Origin of the sequence: Tepidicaulis marinus (genome assembly GCF_000739695.1) — a bacterium.
GTDB lineage: Bacteria > Pseudomonadota > Alphaproteobacteria > Parvibaculales > Parvibaculaceae > Tepidicaulis > Tepidicaulis marinus.
The window spans coordinates 1-19,376 of the sequence record NZ_BBIO01000013.1; the positions used below are offsets into that span (position 1 = coordinate 1).

Here is a 19,376-nt window from a genome sequence, read left to right on the forward strand (position 1 = left end):
TACCGCTGTTCAATAGTTCTGAGACCCGACAGCGATTGGCTGGCGAAGGCGTTATAGTTTTCCTGTCTTCTTCTTCGCCGCTCTTCTCGTATCCTTTCTTCGACTTTCTTGTTCGTATACCAGGCGGTCCAAACAGCTGCGATTGCGGCACTCAGTGTCCCCATTGCCGACAATGCGATCCAAAAAGAAGATCCGGTCTCAGAAGCGGCAGTGAAGTAACCAAGCATCAGCAAACCGATAAAGAATCCGATACCCGTTCCTCCGGCTATTCCCAGGTGGAAGTCGTTCTTTCTGTCACTCATGCCCCCCTCCTTCTCTTAACCCGTGAGCAGCATGCGCGCGGCGCTTGCCAGGAAGTTCGAGCGCGTCATGCCCCGTTCCTTCGCGGCCTCGTCGATCGCTTCCAGGAGGCTGGGATCGATCGAGATATTCACGCGCTTGGCCGCGCTGCGGTCTTCGATGAGGGGGATGAGAACGAAGAAGGCGTCTTTCGTTTCTTCCCGAAGGGCCTTATCGGCGCGCACGGCGTCCATGCCGCGCGGCGCGGGAATATCCTCGCCGTCTTCGCGCATGCCCGCAACGTGAAAGGCAAGCGCGTCGGCTGCGCTGCGGACCGTTTCTTCAATCGTATCGCCGGCGCCGATGCAGCCCGGAAAGTCCGGGAAGCTCGCCCCATAGCCGGTGTCGGGGTCTTTGTGGATCAAGGCAACGTATCGCATGGCATCCCTCTGTGGATAAGGGGCGGCGGGGGCTTAGAGCCAGCCCGCCTGTTTGTAAATGGACCGGACGGTGCCGGACGGAATGTCTTTATTCGGGTGGGGGACCGTGACGCGGCCTTGTCTGTCCGGGTGCTTGAACTGGTGATGGTCGCCGCGCGTGGCCACAAGTTCCCAGCCGTCCGCTTTAAGCATCTTGATCAGTTTGCGGCTGTTGCGTTCCAAGTCCTGGCCCTTTTGTTGTGTTTATATATACACACTTATCTGGGCGGGGGTCAATGACTGTTGTGTATATATATGCGCAAAGAGATGCGGCCCGCATGGCGTTGGTCAGGCCCATGCGCGTCTCTACGCGTAACGGCGGCCAATATGGCGTGGTAAACTTTGACGGAACAGGTGGCCGCGGCACGAAGAAAAATAGTTGAATTCAAGACGACCATGCCGAGGTGCTTCGGAAGGCAGGTTTCAGTATTGGGCCGGACAATCATGTTGAATGGCAGCTCCTTCCAACACCTGCCCGAAAATGAGCTGGTCCCAGAAGCGGCCTTTCCAGTAGGCGTGCTGGCGCAGGAGGCCTTCTTTTTCAAAGCCGTGCCGCTCGAGCAGGCGGATGGAGCGAATGTTGCCGGGCGTCACCATGGCCTCGAGGCGGCGCAGCGCCAGGGGACCGGCGGCGAGGGCGATGAGCAGCGGCATCAGTTCTGCCATGACGCCTTTTCCCCAATAAGCAGGGGAAAGGTCATAGGCGACCTCGCCGCGCCGGGCGCGCTCATAGACGAGGGCGTTGAAACCGCAGGTGCCGAGGAAGCAGCCCGGCGCGCCATCTTGCGCTTTTTCGCGAATGGCCCAGCGGATCCCTTGTGCGGCCGCGCGCAAATTTTCAGCCCAGCCGACCACGTCCTCAGCCTCTTCGCTCCGCGTGAAGGGATCGATATCCATGTATTCGGTGACGCGCGGGTCCTGAAAATGCGTCAGAAGCGCGGGGACATCGTGCGTTTCCAGCGGAGTTAGCAGAAAGCGCGGTGTTTCAAGCCCGGCGGTCAATTCCAGAAAATATTCTTCCTTCGGCTGAGGCGGGAAACTGTCGGGCAAAGTATCGGGCAAAGTATCGGGCATAAGGGCGGACCGGCGCTGAAAGGCGGTGGGTGGGGCGCGCGGCAGCACGTGTCCCCCAGGGCTTGCCGCCAAGGCTACCCCAAATGGCTGACCGGAGGAAATGGCGGCGCCGGGACGCAGCATTCGAAGCCTTTAGAAGGGCGCGCAAGGTAAGGGGAGAGTTTTCCTATTGCAGCTTTCCGGTCTAGGGTAGGGATCTACATTTATGCGGGCGGGCAACCGGCCGGGGCGGCTGCGGGCCAGGCAGCATCGGCTATGGCCAAGCTTTGGGGATGAGCGTGCGGTTGAAAAGCAGTGTGATCCGTTTTTCGTTGGGCATTTTTCTGCTGCCGTTTCTGCTTGCCGGTGCGGGAGCCGTGCCAGAGGCGGCGCCATGGCAGGAGGCTTCTGGTGAGCAGCCGGGCCTTAGAGCCGGTATCTATCAAAACCCGCCGAAAATATTTCTCGATGAAGAAGGCGCGCCGGCCGGACTTTTCCCGGAGGTGCTTGCTGCACTGAGTAAAAAAGCCGGATGGGCAGTGACCTATCACCCCTGCGCCTGGGCGGACTGTCTGGTCATGCTCGAAGCGGGCGAGATTGACCTTATGCCGGATGTGGCGCCGACACCCGCGCGTGAGGCACTTTTCAAATTCAATCAAGTGCCAGTGCTGCGCAGCTGGTCTTACGTTTATTCGCGGCCCGGCACGGTCGTGCAAAATTTCGAGGACATGGCCGGCGGACGTGTGGCCGTGCTCAAGGACAGTGTGCAGCATGGCAAGCTTGCCGAAATGCGCAAGGAGCAGGGACTTTCCTTTGAGATCGTACCGACTGCCCGGCACAATGAGACGCTCGAAGCGGTGGCGGCAGGGCGGGCAGATTTCGGCATCGTCAATCAATCTTTGGGTGAAGCGCTGCAGAACGGGTTCGATCTGACGCGCTCGCAATTCGTTTTTCAGCCGACCGCGCTTTATTTCGCCTTTGCGCCCGGCACGCCGGATGGGCTGATTGCCGAAGTGGACCGGCATATGGCGGCGATGAAAACCGATCCGCAATCGGCTTATTTCACGGCCTTGGAAAAATGGATGTCGCCCGCGCGGGAGCCTGCGCTGCCTGCCTGGGTGATCTGGGCGAGCGGCGCGGCGTCGCTCTTACTGCTGGCCGGTGCCGGGATCGTTGTGCTCTTGCGCCGCCGCGTCGCGCAGGTGACGCAGGCTGTGCGCTTGAGTGAAGAGAAGCTCATCCGTGCCCAAATCATTGCCCGCGTTGGTGACTTCACCTGGGATCTGCGCACGAATGGCGTGACCTGGTCTGAAGGGCTGCTGCATCTGCTCGGCTATGAGAGCGAAACCGAAATCGATTTGGACAAGGTGCTGGAGGAAATCCATCACCCCGATGATACCGAGTGGGTCTTGAACTGGATCCTTGAAGGGGCAGCGACTGGCGCGCGCACGCTCGGGCCTGAGACCTACCGCCTGCGCAGTAAGGACGGCGCAGTCATGTTCGTCGAGGCGAATATCGTTATCGAGTATGAGGATGGCCGGGCAGTGAAAGTCTTCGGCACCTGCCAGGATATTACGCGGCAGGTGAAATCGGAACGGGCGATCCTGCGTGCCAAGCAAAACGCGGAAGAGGCGAGCCGCGCCAAATCACAGTTCCTTGCGACCATGAGCCATGAATTGCGCACGCCGCTCAATGCCATTATCGGTTTTGCCGAAGTTATGCAGATGACGGCGGGTGGCTCGCTCAACGCCTCGCAAATGGAGCGGATCAGTTACATCCTTACTGCCGGGGAGCAGCTCCTCAACCTCGTGAACGATATTCTCGATCTTTCGAGCATTGAGTCCGGCCATCTGCGGATTTCGGTTGAAAAAGTGGATGTGGGCGAGACGGTGGGCGAATGCATCGCGCAGGTCTCTCAAATGGCCGAGCGCGGGAAAGTGACCATCGAGGACCGCTTACCAGGAGGTATGCCGGTGCTGCTTGAAACGGACGGGCAGCGCTTCAAACAGATCATCATCAATCTTCTCTCCAATGCCGTGAAATATAATGTGGATGGCGGAAGGGTGCGCATTTATGGGGAGCGCACGAGCGATGGGTTCTTCCGGCTTTTTGTTTCCGACACGGGCATCGGTATTCCCAAGGCCAAGCAGAACCAGGTGTTCGAGACGTTCACCCGCTTGCATCCGGACGCCATGGTGGCCGGCGGCGGGGCGGGGATCGGGCTCAGCCTGGCGCGGCTTCTGGCGCAGAAAATGGGCGGGCGGCTTGGGTTCGAAAGTGAGGAAGGGCAAGGCAGCACGTTCTGGTGCGACTTGCCGCTGGAGTTCGATCCGGATGCCCTTTCCCGGGAGGTGGAAGTTGACCGGCCGGTGAGAGACGTCAATGGAAACGCCTGAAACGCGCGGGGTGATCAGTGGGCTTATCCTGGCGGGCGGCAAGGCGGAGAGGCTCGGCGGGGAAAAAGCGCTCCGGCTCTTGCGCGGGAAAAGTTTGATCGAGCGGGTTTATGAGCGGCTCTCTGCTCAGGTGGGCGGGCTGGCCGTGGCGGAAGGGCCATCGCCGCTCGCCTGGCGCAGCGAACTTGCTCATCTGGATGACGGGCCTTTTTCCGGCAAGGGGCCGCTTGCCGGTATTCGCGCGGGGCTCGCTTGGGCAAAGAAAGAGGGCGGGGAATGGCTGGTGACGGCGCCTTGCGATGTACCGTTCCTGCCCTGCGATCTGGTTGAGCGCCTTCGCACGGCGGGCAAGGGAACCTGCCCGGTTGTCGTGCGGCTCGATGGACGGGACCAGAACCTTCTCGCCCTTTGGCATGTTTCGCATTTTGAAACGCTGGATAGGCTGCTTCACGCGGGCCGCCAGGCGGTCTGGGAGGCGCTCAAGGATTTGGACGCCGTGCCCCTAGATGTTCCCGGCGAGGAGGCCGATGCCTTTTTGAATGTCAATGATGCCGCGGCATGGGCAAAGGCTGACGCTTATTTGGACAGGCCGCCCTGCAAATGAGCAGATGGCGGTGCAGACCGCGCGCTGAATGCCCCTTTTAAACGTCTTCCCTTTGGCCCTTTTTTTGCTGATTAGGCTTGAGTGGTTCCCGGCCAAGCCAGCAAAGAATGTTTGCGTATGTCTTCCGCCTCCGAGCGATTGCGTGTGTTGCTTGTCGATCCCGATGATGCGCGGGCGCTGATTGTCGAGCAGGGCCTGGTGCAGTCGGGCGCCTGCGAGATCATGCGTGTCAAGTCCGGCATCGGGCTTTACGGCGCGGTCGAGCGCTTTGACCCGGATGTCGTGATCGTCGATTGCGACAGTCCCGACCGCGATATTCTGGAGAGCATGGGGGAGGTGTCGGGCGAGCGGGCGCGGCCCGTCGTCATGTTCGTGGAAAAAGATGCGCCGGACGGCGCGCGCAAGGCAGTACAGGCGGGGGTGAGCGCCTATATTGTCGACGGCCTTGCGTCCTCCCGCGTACGTCCCGTCGTCGATGTCGCCATCGCCCGCTTTCAAATGTATCAGGGCCTGCAAAAGGAACTCGCCAAAGCCAAATCCGATCTTGCCGCGCGCAAGATTGTTGAGAAAGCCAAAGGTGTTTTGATGCAGCAGCGCGGCCTTTCCGAAGAAGAGGCCTATCAGCTTTTGCGCAAGACGGCGATGAACGAAGGAAAACCGATTTTTCAGATTGCGGACAATCTGTTGGCGGTCGCCAAATTGCTCAAAGGTTGAGCGATTGCTGTGAAAAACGCGGGCAGCGTGATCAAGCATTATGCAGGGAATGAGAAAAATCACCTTTAATATCAATTACTTGTTGCGTTGCAGCAAAAATAGTTTTTAGAGTTTTCATGCCGGGCCGATGAAGGCCCAGCATCAAAGGCCGGATTGCCAAGGGCGGCAGAGCACGGCTGACTGCGAGAATTGAAACACGGGCAAAGGCGTCCGCATGGCGATGAAAATCGCCGGCGGGCGCCTTTTCTTTTGCCGATGGGGTTAAGCAGATGACGGTATCGAGAATGACACGGCAAATAGCGATGGGGGCATTGGCGGGGCTTTGCGCGCTGCCGGTGGTAGCGGCACATGCGGATGATTTGGGCGCGGCGCTGGCGGAAACGAAACCGCTGATCGACTTGCGGGCGCGGGCGGAATTCGTGGACCAGGACGGTTTTGCCAATGATGCGCGTGCTTACACATTGCGCGAGCGCCTCGGCTTTGAAACGGGCAGCTTTTATGGTTTCTCGCTTCTGGCGGAAATCGAATCCGTGCAGGCACTGGGCCCGGAAGATTTCAATAGCACGGCGAACGGGCGCGCGGCCTATCCCGTCATCGCGGATCCGGAAGCCAGCGAGCTCAACCGGCTGCAGCTTACCTATGAAGGCATTCCGGATACGAAGATCGTTGCCGGGCGTCAGCGGATCATCCTCGATGATGCGCGCTTCGTCGGCAATGTGGGCTGGCGGCAGAATGAGCAGACTTTCGACGCGGCGCTCGTTACCAATAGATCGCTTCCCGGTGTCACGGCGACTTATGCCTATATCGAGGAAGTGCACCGGATTTTTTCCGATAAGAGCCCGATCGGCAATTTCGACAGCGACAGCCATCTCATCAATCTGGGCTATAGCGGGATCGAAGGCCTGACGCTTACCGGCTTTGCCTATCTCTTGGATTTCGATAATGCGGCCGGTGCCTCAAGTGAAACCTACGGCGCGCGGGCGGCTTACAAGACGGCGCTCAATGAAGATTGGTCGCTGAAGGGCGCTGCTTCCTATGCCCGCCAAAACGAATATGGAAGTAATCCCGCATCTTTCTCCCTCGATTATTATTCGGTGGATGCGGGGGCAAGCTACGGGCCGCTTTCCTTCGGCGCGGGCTATGAGGTGCTGGAAGGGGACGGGACGACCGGTTTCTCCACCCCGCTTGCCACGCTGCATAAGTTTCAGGGCTGGGCCGATGCGTTCCTGACGACCCCGGTAGACGGCATCGAGGATCTTTCCGCTTCTCTGAATTATGCGCTGCCGGCTTTCGGGCCGTTCACGAAAATTACGTCCGGCATCGTTTTTCACGATTTCGAGGCGGAGCGCACTGGCGCCTCGCTCGGCGATGAGGTGGATGCGGTGCTTTCCGCGGCGCTCGATAACGGCATCAAGCTCACCGCGAAATATGCCTCTTTCGATGGGGGCAGCGCTGGGCCGGCGGACCGGGAAAAGCTCTGGTTCCAGGTCGCTTATGCCTACTGAGAAACGATTTACCTCCCGCTTTCATCAAGGAGACAAGAGATGCCAGGTCATGACGACAAAACTCCCCCGGCGAAGCGTACTGCCTCGCTTGAAAGGCCCTATCACCGGCGCTCGGTTTTGAATGCAGGCGCGAAACTTTTCGGCACCGCCGCGCTTTTGAAAGCCGCGAGCCTGGTGGTGCCGGGCGGCGCCTATGCCGCAGGCAGCAGTAATTTGGAAAAACCGGATGTGAAGCTCGGCATCATTCCGCTGACCGACTGCGCCGTCATCGTTATCGCCAAGGAAAAAGGTTTCTTCCAGAAGCACGGCGTCAATGCCACGATTTCGAAAGAGGCTTCCTGGGCCAATATCCGCGATAAGGTGTCGGTGGGCGAGCTCGACGGGGCGCATATGCTGGCCGGTATGCCGATTGCCGCGAGCCTCGGCGTCGGCGCGCTGCAAAAGCCGACGGTCACGGCGTACTCCATGGACCTCAACGGCAATGGCATCACCGTTTCCAACGAGCTTTACGAGCGCATGGTGGAAGCGGACCCGGAAGCCATGGCCGAGCGGCCCGTTTCGGCCCGCGCGCTGAAAAAGGTGATCGACGCCAACAAAGCCAAGGGCGGCGACCCCATGACCTTTGCTATGGTGTTTCCCGTTTCCACTCATAATTACGAGCTGCGCTACTGGATGGCCGATGCCGGGATCGACCCGGACAATGATGTGCGGCTCATCGTCATCCCGCCGCCCCAGATGGTCGCGAACCTGCGCGCCAACAATATCGTCGGCTACTGTGTGGGCGAGCCCTGGAACGAGCGGGCGGTGAAAGCGGGCCTCGGGCGCACGCTCATCACCAATTACGAAATCTGGAACAACAATCCGGAGAAGGTGTTCGGCGTCAATCTCGAGTGGGCGGAAAGCTATCCGGAAACCCACAAGGCAATCATCCGCGCCATGGTGGAAGCGGCGCAGTGGATGGACAAGCCGGAAAACCGGCTGGAAGTCGTGGAGATCATTTCCCGCAAGTCCTACGTCAATGCGCCGGTCGACGTGGTGAAAATGTCCATGACCGGCACTTTCCAATATGTGAAAGGCGAGGCGCCGCGCCCGCTGCCGGACTTTAATGTCTTCTACCGCTATGCCGCGACCTATCCCTGGCGCAGCCACGCCATGTGGTTCATTTCGCAAATGTACCGCTGGGGGCAGATCGAAACGCCGATGGCTATCCGCCAGGTCGCCAATCAGGTCTACCGCCCGGACATCTACCGCGAAGCTGTCGCGGGCATGGGCGTGCCGGTGCCGAATTCGGACATGAAGATTGAAGGCACGCATGAGGCGCCCTGGGTGCTGGAAGATGCGAGCGCGCCCATCGATATGGGCCCGGACCGCTTCTTCAACGGCCAGACCTTCGATCCTTCCAAGATCGCCGAATATATCGGCAGCTTCGACATTTCCAATCTCAAGGTTCCGCTGGAAAAGCTTGCGGAACTCAACGCCTAAGGAGCCGTCATGACGGATGCTGCTTTGCGCCTGGTTTCAGATGCGCCGAACGCAGAAGATGCTCAACAGGCCGGTTCCCCGGAACCGGCTGGCGGGCAGGCCCCGCCGCCGGAGCTCGGCGAGGTGCCCAAAGGATGGCCGGATTCCGGTCCGGCCTGGCTCCGGGATTTTCTGGCTATGGCCGTTCCCGCCATCGTCCTGCCTGCCGTGACCTTTCTTCTGGTCTTGGCGGCATGGAGCATGGTGCAAGCCTCGCTTGTGCCGGAACTTCCCACGGTGCAGGAAACGTGGGCCAAGGCGGTGGAGGTTTTCTCCGATCCTTTCTATGTCTATGGGCCCAACGATATGGGCGTTGCCTGGCAGGTGATGTATTCGCTGGCGCGGGTGCTCTCGGGCTTTGCGCTTGCCGTTCTGGTCGGGCTGCCCGCCGGATTTCTGATCGGCACGAGCCGGGTGTTCGAAACCGCCTGGATGCCGCTTATTCAAATTCTGCGGCCGGTCAGCCCGCTTGCCTGGCTGCCTATCGGGCTGTTGCTTTTCAAGTCCGTCGACCCCTCCGCCGTCTTCGTGATCTTCATCACCAGTATCTGGCCGATCATTCTCAACACGGCCGTGGGCGTGCGCGCTGTGCCTTCCGATTATACGAATGTCGCGCGGGTGCTGAACTTCAACCGTTCGGAAATGGTCCGCAAAATCTATATCCCCGCCACCATGCCTTACATCCTGACCGGCATGCAGCTGTCGCTCGGCACCGCCTGGATGGTGATCGTGGCGGCGGAAATGCTGACCGGCGGCATCGGCATCGGTTTTTACATCTGGGACGAATGGAACAACCTTTCGGTGCCTTCCATCATCGTGGCCATCGGCATTATCGGCGTCGTGGGCATTGTCCTTGAGGCGCTGATGAAGCTGGTGCAGCGCCGTTTCGACTATGGCAACGCATAGGAGCAGCCCATGGATACTCAAGAGCATCTGCGCATTTCCAAAGTCGGCAAGATCTTCAAAACCTCGTCGGGGCAGTATGAAGCCTTGCGGGATGTCGACCTTGCGATCGAGAAAGGCGAGTTCGTTTCCATCATCGGCCATTCGGGCTGCGGCAAGTCCACCTTGCTCAATCTCGTGGCCGGGCTCGAGCCCCTCTCCTACGGCGCGATCAGCCTGGACGGGCAGATCATCAAAGGGCCGGGCCCCGACAGGGCGGTGGTGTTCCAAAACCATTCCCTGCTCCCCTGGCTGACGGTCTACGAGAATGTGCGTCTGGCAGTAGATAAGATTTTCACGGGCACGCGCGCGGACGGACAGCGCCATGACTGGGTGATGGCCAATCTCGAACTCGTCAATATGGAGCACGCCGCCCATAAGCGCCCGGCGGAAATTTCCGGCGGGATGAAGCAGCGCGTCGGTATTGCAAGGGCGCTTTCCATGGAACCCAAGGTGCTTTTGATGGATGAGCCTTTCGGCGCGCTTGACGCACTCACGCGCGGGCATCTCCAGGACAGCGTGATGGAAATTCACGCCCGGCTCGGTAACACCGTAATCATGATCACCCATGATGTGGATGAAGCGGCGCTTCTTTCCGACCGCATCATCATGATGTCGAACGGGCCGGCGGCAGGTATCGGCCAAATCTCGAGGGTCAATGTGCCCCGGCCGCGCCACCGGGTGGAGCTGGTGGAAGATCCCGATTATCTCAGCGCCCGGGCCGCCGTTCTTCGTTTCCTGCATGAGCATCGTTCGGAGGTGGCAGCATGAGCACGCAGAAACAGAAACTCGTCGTGGTTGGCGCAGGCATGGCGTCGGGGCGGATGCTGGAGCATCTTTTCGAGGCGGCGCCCGAGGCTTATGACGTCACGCTTTTCGGGGCGGAGCCGCGCGGCAATTACAACCGCATCATGCTCTCGCCCGTTCTTTCCGGCGAAAAGACGTTCGAGGAAATCGTCACTCATGATGAGAACTGGTACGGGACGCACGGCGTGACCTGCCGCTTCGGTGAGAACGTGACCGGCATCGACCGGAAAGCCAAGCAGGTTCATACGGCTGCGGGCATGACGCCATACGATAAGCTGGTGCTGGCAACGGGCTCGGCGCCCTTCATCATCCCCATCGCGGGCAAGGAGCTGGACGGCGTTCTCGTCTTCCGCGACCTCGATGATGTGGAAGCCATGTCGAAGGCGGCGGAAAAGCCGGGCGCGCGGGCCGTGGTGATCGGCGGCGGCTTGCTCGGCCTTGAAGCGGCGGCGGGTCTTCAGGCGCGGGGTATGCAGGTGACCGTGCTGCATTTGATGGAGCATCTTCTCGACCGGCAGCTCGATGCTTCCGCCGGGCATCTTCTGCAGCGCGAGCTTGAGCGGCGCGGCATCAAAGTCCATTGCAAGGCGCAGTCGAAGGCGATCCTCGGTGAAGAACATGTGGAAGCCGTGCTTCTGGAAGATGGCACGGTTTATCCCGCCGATATCGTGATCATGGCGGCGGGGATAAGGCCCGAGGCGCGTCTTGCCGTCGATGCGGGGCTCCATGTGGAGCGTGGCATTGTCGTAAATGACGCGATGGTCACTTCCGATCCCGACATTCTGGCGCTCGGCGAATGCGCCGAGCATAACGAGGTCTGCTACGGCCTCGTGGCGCCGCTTTACGATATGGCGCGGGTGGCGGCGAAAACGCTGACGGGCGAGGAAGCGGCGTTCAAGCCGGTCGAAACGTCCACGAAGCTTAAAGTAACGGGCGTCGATGTCTTCTCCGCCGGGGATTTTTCCACCGGGGACGGCACCGAGGATATCGTTTACCGGGATGCGGCGCGCGGCGTTTACAAGCGCCTTGTCCTGAAGGACGACAAGGTAGCCGGCGCCGTGCTCTACGGGGATACGGCGGACGGGGCCTGGTATTTCCAGCTTTTGAAAGAGCGCGAGGTGGTGCGCGATATTCGCGACCGCATGATTTTCGGTCAGGCGCTGGCCGGTGCCGACACGGACCCTTTTAGCGCCGTTGCAGCTTTGCCCGACACGGCGGAAATCTGTGGCTGTAACGGCGTGTGTAAAGGGGCGATCACCTCGGCCATTGCCGAACACGGGCTCACCGATATTGACGGGGTGAAGCAATATACCAAAGCCTCGGCAAGCTGCGGCTCGTGCTCGGGGCTGGTCGAGCAGCTTCTGGCTATGTCGCTCGGAGATGAGTATTCCGGCGCGCCCACCGTCAAACCGATGTGCGGCTGCACCCATCACGGCCATGACGAGGTGCGGAGGCTCATTCTGGCTCATGGCTTGAAAACCATTCCGGAGGTGATGCAGGCGCTGGAATGGGAAACGCCGGATGGCTGTTTCTCCTGCCGCCCGGCGCTCAATTATTATCTTCTTTGCGCCTGGCCGGGGGAATATGTGGACGACGCGCAGAGCCGCTTCGTCAATGAACGCCACCACGCCAATATCCAGAAGGACGGTACTTTCTCCGTCGTGCCGCGCATGTGGGGCGGGCTCACCAATCCCAATGAGCTGCGGGCGATTGCCGATGTCGCGGATAAATATCAGATCCCGACCGTGAAGGTGACGGGCGGCCAGCGCATCGATTTGCTCGGTGCGCGCAAAGAACATCTGCCCGATATCTGGAGCGATCTCAATGCCGCAGGCCTCGTCTCCGGCCATGCCTACGGTAAGGCGCTGCGCACGGTGAAAACCTGTGTGGGGTCCGAATGGTGCCGCTTCGGCACGCAAGATTCGACGGGCATGGGCGTGACGCTTGAAAGGCTCACCTGGGGCTCCTGGATGCCGCACAAGTTCAAGATGGCGGTCTCCGGCTGCCCGCGCAATTGCGCCGAAGCGACGATCAAGGATTTCGGCATCGTGGCGGTCGAGTCCGGCTGGGAGCTGCATGTGGGCGGCAATGGCGGCATGAAGGTGCGTGTCACCGATTTCCTCTGCAAGGTCGAAAGCGAGGAAGAGGTGATCGAATATTGCACCGCCTTCATTCAGCTTTACCGCGAAGAGGCCCGCTATCTGGAGCGCACCGCGCCCTGGATCGAGCGGGTGGGCCTCGATCATGTGAAAGAAAAGATCGCGGAAGATGCGCAAGGCCGCGCCGCCTTGAGCGCGCGCTTCTTCCTCTCCCAGAAATATGAGCAGCGCGACCCCTGGGCCGAACAGGCCGGGGACCCCGGCACGCGGCGCAGCTATAGTCCCCTTCGTCAGAAAGTGATCGCATGAGCAAGAGCGTTTATATCGGCGAGCTTGAGGATATTCCGCGCCGGGGCGCGCGGAAAGTCGAAGCCCTGGGCTGCGATATTGCCATCTTCCGCACGGGCGAGGACGAGCTTTTTGCGCTGGAAGACAAATGCCCGCATAGGCAGGGCCCGCTGTCGGACGGGATCGTGCAGGGGAGAGGCGTTGCCTGTCCCTTGCACAATTGGATTATCGATCTGGGAAGCGGGCTTGCGCGGGGACCGGACGAGGGCTGCGTGAAGCGCTTTGCCGTGGAGCTGCGCGGCAGCGCAATCTATCTCGGGCCGCTTATCGCAAGCGATGCGGCGCCTGAGGCAAGCCTTGCGGTGGAGGCGGAGTAATGCGGCCAGCGCCCATCCGCACCACATGCGCCTATTGCGGGGTTGGTTGCGGTGTGCTTGCCAGCGCCCGGGATGGCCGCGTGCGGGTGAAGGGCGATCCGGTGCATCCTGCCAATTTCGGCAAATTATGCGGCAAGGGGCAGGCTTTGGGCGAAACGGTGAGCGCCAAGGACCGGCTCTCCTATCCTTTGATCAAAGGGGAACGGGCGAGCTGGGAGAGGGCGCTTGATCATATCGCCGGCCGCTTCCTGCATATCCGGGAGACCCATGGCCCCGATGCCATTGCCTTTTATCTGTCGGGCCAGCTTCTGACGGAAGATTATTATGCCGCCAACAAGCTGATGAAGGGGTTCATCGGCTCGGGCAATGTCGATACGAATTCGCGCCTTTGCATGTCCTCCGCGGTTGCCGGGCACCGGCGCGCTTTTGGCGAGGATGTGGTGCCGGGCGTTTATGAGGATTTCGAGGAGACGGATCTTCTCGTTCTGGCCGGGGCGAATGCGGCCTGGTGCCATCCGGTGCTCTTTCAGCGTTTCGAAGCGGCGCGGGAGAAACGCGGCTCGCGTCTTATCGTTATCGATCCGCGCAAAACGGCAACGGCTCAGGCCGCCGATCTTCACCTTCCCCTCAAGCCGGGCAGCGATGTGGCGCTTTTCAACGGGCTTTTCCGTTTCCTTTGCGAGGAGGGGGCGGCAGATGAAAGCTTCATCGCCCGCTCGACGGCGGATTTCGAAAAACTTTTGCCGCTTCTCGGCGCGCGTGAAACGGAGCTTGCTCATGTGGCGGCGCGCTGCGGGCTGGAAGAAAATCTGGTGCGGCAGTTTTTTACCTCAGTGCTGGAAAACGAGCGCTGGGTGACGGGCTTTTCGCAAGGCATCAACCAGTCGAGCCGCGGCACGGACAAGGTCAATGCCATCATCAACTGCCATTTGCTGACGGGCCGCATCGGCAGGCCCGGTATGGGCCCTTTTTCGATTACCGGCCAGCCCAACGCCATGGGCGGGCGGGAAGTGGGCGGGCTCGCCAATCAGCTTGCCGCGCATCTTTCCTTCGAGCCCGAAGCAGTGGAAAAAGTGGGGCGTTTCTGGAACGCGCCTTCCATGGCGGAAAGAGGCGGGCTGAAAGCCGTCGATTTGTTCGAGGCGGTGCATGAAGGCAAGGTCAAAGCCCTCTGGATCATGGCGACCAATCCGGCGGTCAGTCTGCCGGACGCTGAGCGGGTGCGCGCCGCGCTTGAAAAATGCGAGCTCGTCATCGTCTCGGACTGCATGGCAAGTTCCGACACACTGTCTTATGCCGATGTGGCACTGCCCGCCGAAGGCTGGGGCGAGAAAGACGGCACAGTGACGAATTCCGAGCGGCGTATTTCCCGCCAGCGTCGTTTGCAAGCTGCGCCCGGCGAGGCAAGACCCGACTGGTGGGCGCTCACGCAAGTTGCCCGGCGCATGGGGTTCGGCGCGGCGTTTCCTTACGAAAGCCCGGCGGATATTTTCCGTGAACATGCGGCCCTTTCCGGTTTCGAGAACAAGGGCGAGCGGCTTTTCGATATTTCCGCTTATGCGGATATTTCGGATGCCGGGTATGACGCGATGACGCCGTTTCTTTGGCCTGTCCGGAAGGGGGATAAGGGAAAGGCGGCAGCGGGCGGGCGGCTTTTTGCGGACGGAAAATTCGCGCATGAAGACGGCCGCGCGCGGTTTCTTTTCCTTGAAGATGCGCCGCCCGTTCATGGCGCAAATGATGATTTCCCGCTTCTTCTCAATACGGGCCGTCTGCGCGATCAATGGCACAGCATGACGCGCACGGGCGCGGTGCCGCGCCTCATGAGCCATGTGAAAGAGCCCATGCTTTATTGCCATCCGGAGGACATGGCGGCTTTCGGTCTGTCTCCGAAGGGGCTCGCGGAAGCGGCAACGAGATGGGGGCGGGGGCTTTTCCGTGTGGCGGCTGACGGCGGGTTGCGGCGCGGGGAGATTTTCATTCCCATTCACTGGACGCGGCATATGTCGGCGGCGGGCACGGTGGGCGCGCTCGTCAATCCCGTCACCGACCCCCATTCCGGCCAGCCTGAATTCAAACACACGCCTATGCGTGTGACGCCGGTGCGTCCCGTGCGCGCCGGGTTCTATCTCAGCCGCAATGCGTTCGAGCCGGAAGGGTTCGATTATTGGGCGCGGGTGCCGGTCGCAGAAGGCGAGCTTTTTTATCTGGCAGCGCTTGAGGATGCCGCGCCGTTCGCGCGGCTGGAGGAAGAAGCGCGCGCCTGGAGAGGGGATGTACTCGCCGTTGAAGACAAAGCGCGGGGCACGTTCCGCCGGGTGCTTCTGGAAGAGGGCGTGCCGGTTGCAGCGTTCTTCTCGGGTCCTGCGGGCAGCGTGCCCGATCCTTCCTGGCTTTCCGGGCAGCTTGGAAAGCGCGCGGAAGGGGCGGTGCGTCAGGCGCTCATCGCCGCCGCGCTCATGGACCCTGCGCAAGGCGGGCCCAAGGTCTGTTCCTGTTTCGGCGTTTCGGAAAAAGCGATCCTTGCGGCCATTGCGGCGAAGAACCTGAGCAGCGTGCAGGCGGTCGGCGCGGCGACGCAGGCCGGCACGAATTGCGGCTCCTGCCGCCCGGAAATCGCAGCCCTGCTTGAGCGGGCCTTTATGAAAGAAGCGGCGGAGTGAAAGGATGAGGAAGATGGGACATGTTCATTTCGTCGGCGCGGGGCCGGGCAATCCCGAACTTTTGACGCTGCGTGCCGCCCGGCTTCTGAATGAGGCCGATACGGTGCTTTATGATGCGCTTGTCGGGCCGGAGATATTGAAAATGATCCGGCCCGGTGCGCGGCGCATTTCGGTCGGCAAGCGGGCCGGGTGCCATTCCATGGGGCAAAGCGAAATCAACCGCCGCCTCGTTTCCGAGGCGCGGCGCGGCGGGCGCGTCATCCGCCTTAAAGGCGGTGATCCGGCGATCTTCGGGCGGCTTGAAGAAGAAGTAGCGGCGCTCAGCGCGCATGGCATTGGTTATGACATCTGCCCGGGCATTACGGCGGCCTCCGCAGCTGCCGCCTCTGCCGGTGTGCCGCTGACGCTGCGCGGGAAAGTGCGCGGCGTGCGCTTTCTCACCACGGCGTCCTGCCCTGAAGAGCCGAACGATACGGCCTGGGGCAGGCTTGCCGGGGGAGAAGAAACACTTGCCTTTTATATGGCCCGCAGCGCGCTTGTGCGAATTGCGCGCCGGCTTGCGGCGGCAGGCATGAGTTCTTCCATGCCGGTGCTGATCGTGGAAGCCGTCTCGATGCCGCAAGAACGCATTCGGGCGGCGACTTTGGCGGAGGTGGGGGCAGGCGCATTGACCGCCGATCCCGCGCAGCCCGTCTTGCTGATGATCGGCCATGCGTTAGGTGCGTATGCAGACCGGAAAACGAGCTTTACCCGCGTTACCGCGCTTTCGCACTGTGCTTAAGCCGGGTTTTCTCCGGTCAAATCGAGTTCGACATGGACGATGGCCGGATCGTCCGTGTCGAAGCTTTGGGCAAAGCCTAAATCTCCGCACATGCGCAGCATGACGGTGTTGGCGCGGAGCACATCGCCGTAAACTTTTTTAAGACCGGTCTTGCGCGCATAATCGATGATGAGTGTCATCAACGCCCAGCCGAGCCCTTTGCCCTTGATCGTCGAGCGCACGAGAATGGCATATTCGGCGACCTCCCCATTGGCATCGGCGTGAAGGCGCACGACGCCGAGCAGCGCGCCCGTTTCCGGGTCGAGCGCCACGAAGGCCATGGCGCGGTTGTAATCGATCTGGGTAAAGCGGGCGATCAGCTTGTGGGAAAGCTCGGGTTTGGGGGAAAAGAACCGCAGCCGCGCATCGTCCGGCGTCACATGATCGAAGAATTCCTGATAAAGCACTTCGTCTTCCGGGCGCACGGGCCGGGCGATGACTTTGCTGCCATCCAGAAGCTCCAGCTCCCCTTCCCATTCGGAGGGGTAAGGGTGCACGGCAAAGCGGGGATTGCCGCCATGCCGGTCGCGTCTTTTTTCCTCGGCGACGTGCATGCGCGCATCGAGCGCGATGACACCCTCTTCATCGGCAAGCAGCGGGTTGATATCGAGCTCGCGGATTTCGGGAATGTCGGCGGCAAGCTGAGATATCTTTACGAGCGTTAGCGCCACGGCGCCGATATCGGCGGCGGCTTGCGCGCGGTAGGATTTCAGCAGCTTGGCAACCCGTGTTTGTTCGATGAGGTCATGGGCGAGGGTGAGATCGAGCGGCGGAAGCGCCAGCGCTTTGTCGCTGATCACCTCAACGGCCGTGCCGCCTTGGCCGAAAAGAACGACGGGGCCGAACAGTTTGTCGTCTGCAAGGCCGAGAATGAGCTCGCGCGCGGCGGGCCGGTCGATCAAGGGTTCGAGGCTGACCCCCTCGATGCGTTTGCCGGGATAGGCCGCGCTTATGTCTTCCATCATCTGCCGGGCGCACTCTTCAGCGGCCTTCGCGCTTGTGATATTCAGCTTCACGCCACCGACATCGGATTTGTGCTGAATGTCGGGAGAAACGATTTTGAGGGCACAGGCTTTGTGATCCTGCAAGAGATCGCGGGCGGCTTTGCCTGCTTCTTCCGGCGTTGCGGCAAAGCGAGGCGCGACGTAAGGAATGTCATAGGCTGCGAAAATCTCGCTGATGTCGCCGCTATCCAGCCATTTTTTTCCTTCCGCGAGGGCGCGCTGCACTCTCTTCTGCGCGCGCTGTTTGTCCGGTTTGAAATCGCCGGGCAGGCTTGGGGGCATGCGGATAAGCGCGTCCTGGGCGGCGGCATAACGGGTCAGATAGACAAAGCCGCGCACCGCATCACCCGGTGTCGAAAAATTCGGAATATGCAGCGGCTCGAAAATACCGCGCGCTTTTTCTTCTGCCGCCCCGCCCAGCCAGCAAGTGAAAACCGGCTTGGCACGGGGATGGGCCTTGCGGTAAGCGCCGATGGCATCCGCCACTGCCTTTGCGGTCTTTTCGCTGGAGGCAAGGGCGGTCGGGCAGTTCATCACCAGCACGGCGTCGGTGTTCTTGTCGGCCAAAAGATGATCCAGCGAGGCGCTGTAACGGTGCTCATCCGCATCGCCGATAATATCGACCGGGTTGGCGCGGGACCAGGTGGCGGGCAGCACGCCGTCCAGCGCCTTTAAGGTGTTCTCATCGAGCTTTGCGAGCTTGCCGCCAAGATCGGCCAGCGTGTCGACGGCAAGAACGCCGGTGCCCCCGCCATTGGTGAGCACGGAGAGCCGGTCGCCCCGGAAGGGCTGCACGTGGCCGAGCGTTTCGGTTGCCGAGAAAAGCTCATCGAGATCGAAGACGCGCAATAGGCCGGCGCGGCGGAAAGCGGCATCGTAAACCGCATCGGAACCGGCGAGCGCGCCGGTGTGAGAGGCAGCCGCCTTTGCCGCTTCTTCATGGCGGCCCGATTTGATGACGATGACGGGTTTCGCGCGCGCGGCGGAGCGGGCGGCGGACATGAATTTTTGCGGATGGGTGATCGATTCCACATAAAGCAGAATGGCGCGGGTGCGCGTGTCGGCGGCGAACCAGTCGAGAAGATCGCCGAAATCCACATCCGACATATCGCCGAGCGAGACCATGGAGGAAAAGCCGACATTCCGGCTATTGGCCCAGTCGGCCATGGTGGCAATGACGGCACCGGATTGGGAGATGAGCGCAAGGTCGCCGCTTGCAACCGGCGTGTCGGCAAAGCTCGCATTCAGCCCGATGGGCGGCACGATGAGGCCGAGCGTATTGGGCCCGATGATGCGCATGAGGTGCGGGCGGGCCGCCTCCAGCATCTGCCGCTTGAGCGTGCCTTCTTCATTGGCGCCGAGCCCGGCGGTGATGACCACGGCGGCGCGTGTACCGGCCTCACCTAATTCGCCGATGAGACCCGGTACGGTGGGCGCGGGCGTTGCGATGATCGCAAGATCGGGCGCGCCGGGCAGGGCGGCAATGTTCTTGAAACAGGTCAGGCCCGATATTTCCTCATAGCCCGGATTGACCGGCCAGATTTCCCCTTTAAAGCCCGCTTCGCGCAGCTTGGTCAGTACGATATGACCGAGGGCGCCTTTTCTGCCGCTGGCGCCGATCAGCGCGATGGAACGGGGCAGGAAAATCTTGTCCAGGTTGCGAATGCTCATGAAGACGCGCGCTCCTGTTTTGCCGGGCTCTCGGGTGATCTTTAACTATATGATTTTACTATGCAATTCTTGACGTTTCCCCGACGTACTTACGGGGCGGTGAAAAACTGATATAATGTCAGAAATGATGGCGCCGGGAAAAATGGCCCATTGG

16 protein-coding genes are annotated in these 19,376 nt (G+C 60.8%); 11 read left to right on the top strand and 5 right to left on the bottom strand.

Annotated features, from left to right (window positions below; all coding sequences use genetic code 11):
• The 4 genes from M2A_RS11860 to M2A_RS11875 form a co-directional block, all read right to left on the bottom strand.
• A partial coding sequence (locus M2A_RS11860) for a hypothetical protein (protein WP_045447733.1) occupies nucleotides 1-302 on the bottom strand: 302 nt, incomplete at its 3' end.
• Between the two features lie 15 nt (nucleotides 303-317).
• The gene (locus M2A_RS11865) at nucleotides 318-719 is read right to left on the bottom strand and encodes a type II toxin-antitoxin system HicB family antitoxin (RefSeq protein WP_045447736.1); all 402 of its coding nucleotides are present in this window, start codon (nucleotides 717-719) and stop codon (nucleotides 318-320) included.
• A 33-nt stretch (nucleotides 720-752) separates the two neighbouring features.
• Nucleotides 753-941 carry a type II toxin-antitoxin system HicA family toxin gene (locus tag M2A_RS11870; protein WP_045447739.1) on the bottom strand — a complete coding sequence of 63 codons (189 nt, stop codon included), beginning with the start codon at nucleotides 939-941 and terminating at the stop codon, nucleotides 753-755.
• A 240-nt stretch (nucleotides 942-1,181) separates the two neighbouring features.
• A complete protein-coding gene (locus M2A_RS11875) occupies nucleotides 1,182-1,832 on the bottom strand; it encodes a GNAT family N-acetyltransferase (protein ID WP_052379441.1) in 651 nt (216 codons plus the stop codon).
• 296 nt (nucleotides 1,833-2,128) lie between these two features.
• Between M2A_RS11875 and M2A_RS17465 the strand changes: the two genes are divergently transcribed.
• From M2A_RS17465 to cobA, 11 genes are all read left to right on the top strand, one after another.
• Nucleotides 2,129-4,207: an ATP-binding protein gene (locus tag M2A_RS17465; protein WP_197052921.1), complete on the top strand. Its 2,079-nt coding sequence runs from the start codon at nucleotides 2,129-2,131 to the stop codon at nucleotides 4,205-4,207.
• Nucleotides 4,194-4,811 carry a molybdenum cofactor guanylyltransferase gene (locus tag M2A_RS11885; RefSeq protein WP_045447742.1) on the top strand — a complete coding sequence of 206 codons (618 nt, stop codon included), beginning with the start codon at nucleotides 4,194-4,196 and terminating at the stop codon, nucleotides 4,809-4,811. The genes M2A_RS17465 and M2A_RS11885 overlap by 14 nt, the downstream gene beginning before the upstream one ends.
• Nucleotides 4,812-4,928: 117 nt before the next feature.
• Nucleotides 4,929-5,525 (top strand): ANTAR domain-containing response regulator, encoded by a 597-nt coding sequence (locus tag M2A_RS11890; protein ID WP_199700664.1) that lies wholly within the window; start codon nucleotides 4,929-4,931, stop codon nucleotides 5,523-5,525.
• 284 nt (nucleotides 5,526-5,809) lie between these two features.
• The gene (locus M2A_RS11895) at nucleotides 5,810-7,030 is read left to right on the top strand and encodes a hypothetical protein (RefSeq protein ID WP_156101751.1); all 1,221 of its coding nucleotides are present in this window, start codon (nucleotides 5,810-5,812) and stop codon (nucleotides 7,028-7,030) included.
• A gap of 39 nt (nucleotides 7,031-7,069) precedes the next feature.
• Complete coding sequence (locus M2A_RS11900; RefSeq protein ID WP_081875600.1) at nucleotides 7,070-8,512, top strand: CmpA/NrtA family ABC transporter substrate-binding protein; 1,443 nt, start codon at nucleotides 7,070-7,072, stop codon at nucleotides 8,510-8,512.
• Between the two features lie 9 nt (nucleotides 8,513-8,521).
• The gene (gene ntrB / locus M2A_RS11905; protein ID WP_045447745.1) at nucleotides 8,522-9,457 is read left to right on the top strand and encodes a nitrate ABC transporter permease; all 936 of its coding nucleotides are present in this window, start codon (nucleotides 8,522-8,524) and stop codon (nucleotides 9,455-9,457) included.
• Nucleotides 9,458-9,466: 9 nt separating this feature from the next.
• The gene (locus M2A_RS11910; RefSeq protein ID WP_045447748.1) at nucleotides 9,467-10,264 is read left to right on the top strand and encodes an ABC transporter ATP-binding protein; all 798 of its coding nucleotides are present in this window, start codon (nucleotides 9,467-9,469) and stop codon (nucleotides 10,262-10,264) included.
• A complete protein-coding gene (nirB, locus tag M2A_RS11915; protein WP_045447750.1) occupies nucleotides 10,261-12,708 on the top strand; it encodes a nitrite reductase large subunit NirB in 2,448 nt (815 codons plus the stop codon). The genes M2A_RS11910 and nirB overlap by 4 nt, the downstream gene beginning before the upstream one ends.
• Nucleotides 12,705-13,064, top strand: coding sequence for a nitrite reductase small subunit NirD (gene nirD, locus M2A_RS11920; protein ID WP_045447753.1), 360 nt, complete (start codon nucleotides 12,705-12,707; stop codon nucleotides 13,062-13,064). The genes nirB and nirD overlap by 4 nt, the downstream gene beginning before the upstream one ends.
• Complete coding sequence (locus M2A_RS11925; RefSeq protein ID WP_045447755.1) at nucleotides 13,064-15,727, top strand: nitrate reductase; 2,664 nt, start codon at nucleotides 13,064-13,066, stop codon at nucleotides 15,725-15,727. The genes nirD and M2A_RS11925 overlap by 1 nt, the downstream gene beginning before the upstream one ends.
• A 13-nt stretch (nucleotides 15,728-15,740) precedes the next feature.
• A complete protein-coding gene (gene cobA / locus M2A_RS11930; protein WP_197052923.1) occupies nucleotides 15,741-16,508 on the top strand; it encodes a uroporphyrinogen-III C-methyltransferase in 768 nt (255 codons plus the stop codon).
• Here cobA and M2A_RS11935 read toward each other — a convergent pair.
• Nucleotides 16,505-19,222, bottom strand: coding sequence for a bifunctional acetate--CoA ligase family protein/GNAT family N-acetyltransferase (locus M2A_RS11935; protein WP_045447760.1), 2,718 nt, complete (start codon nucleotides 19,220-19,222; stop codon nucleotides 16,505-16,507). The genes cobA and M2A_RS11935 overlap by 4 nt on opposite strands.
• Nucleotides 19,223-19,376 lie beyond the last annotated feature (154 nt).

Bases quoted from the DNA above. Each gene is read 5' to 3' on its own strand.
- M2A_RS11875 (WP_052379441.1), bottom strand. From the start codon at position 1,832: ATGCCCGATACTTTGCCCGATACTTTGCCCGACAGTTTCCCGCCTCAG.
- M2A_RS11890 (WP_199700664.1), top strand. From the start codon at position 4,929: ATGTCTTCCGCCTCCGAGCGATTGCGTGTGTTGCTTGTCGATCCCGAT.
- M2A_RS11900 (WP_081875600.1), top strand. From the start codon at position 7,070: ATGCCAGGTCATGACGACAAAACTCCCCCGGCGAAGCGTACTGCCTCG.
- M2A_RS11885 (WP_045447742.1), top strand. From the start codon at position 4,194: ATGGAAACGCCTGAAACGCGCGGGGTGATCAGTGGGCTTATCCTGGCG.
- ntrB (WP_045447745.1), top strand. From the start codon at position 8,522: ATGACGGATGCTGCTTTGCGCCTGGTTTCAGATGCGCCGAACGCAGAA.
- M2A_RS11925 (WP_045447755.1), top strand. From the start codon at position 13,064: ATGCGGCCAGCGCCCATCCGCACCACATGCGCCTATTGCGGGGTTGGT.
- M2A_RS11895 (WP_156101751.1), top strand. From the start codon at position 5,810: ATGACACGGCAAATAGCGATGGGGGCATTGGCGGGGCTTTGCGCGCTG.
- M2A_RS11865 (WP_045447736.1), bottom strand. From the start codon at position 719: ATGCGATACGTTGCCTTGATCCACAAAGACCCCGACACCGGCTATGGG.
- M2A_RS11935 (WP_045447760.1), bottom strand. From the start codon at position 19,222: ATGAGCATTCGCAACCTGGACAAGATTTTCCTGCCCCGTTCCATCGCG.
- M2A_RS11910 (WP_045447748.1), top strand. From the start codon at position 9,467: ATGGATACTCAAGAGCATCTGCGCATTTCCAAAGTCGGCAAGATCTTC.
- nirB (WP_045447750.1), top strand. From the start codon at position 10,261: ATGAGCACGCAGAAACAGAAACTCGTCGTGGTTGGCGCAGGCATGGCG.
- cobA (WP_197052923.1), top strand. From the start codon at position 15,741: ATGGGACATGTTCATTTCGTCGGCGCGGGGCCGGGCAATCCCGAACTT.
- nirD (WP_045447753.1), top strand. From the start codon at position 12,705: ATGAGCAAGAGCGTTTATATCGGCGAGCTTGAGGATATTCCGCGCCGG.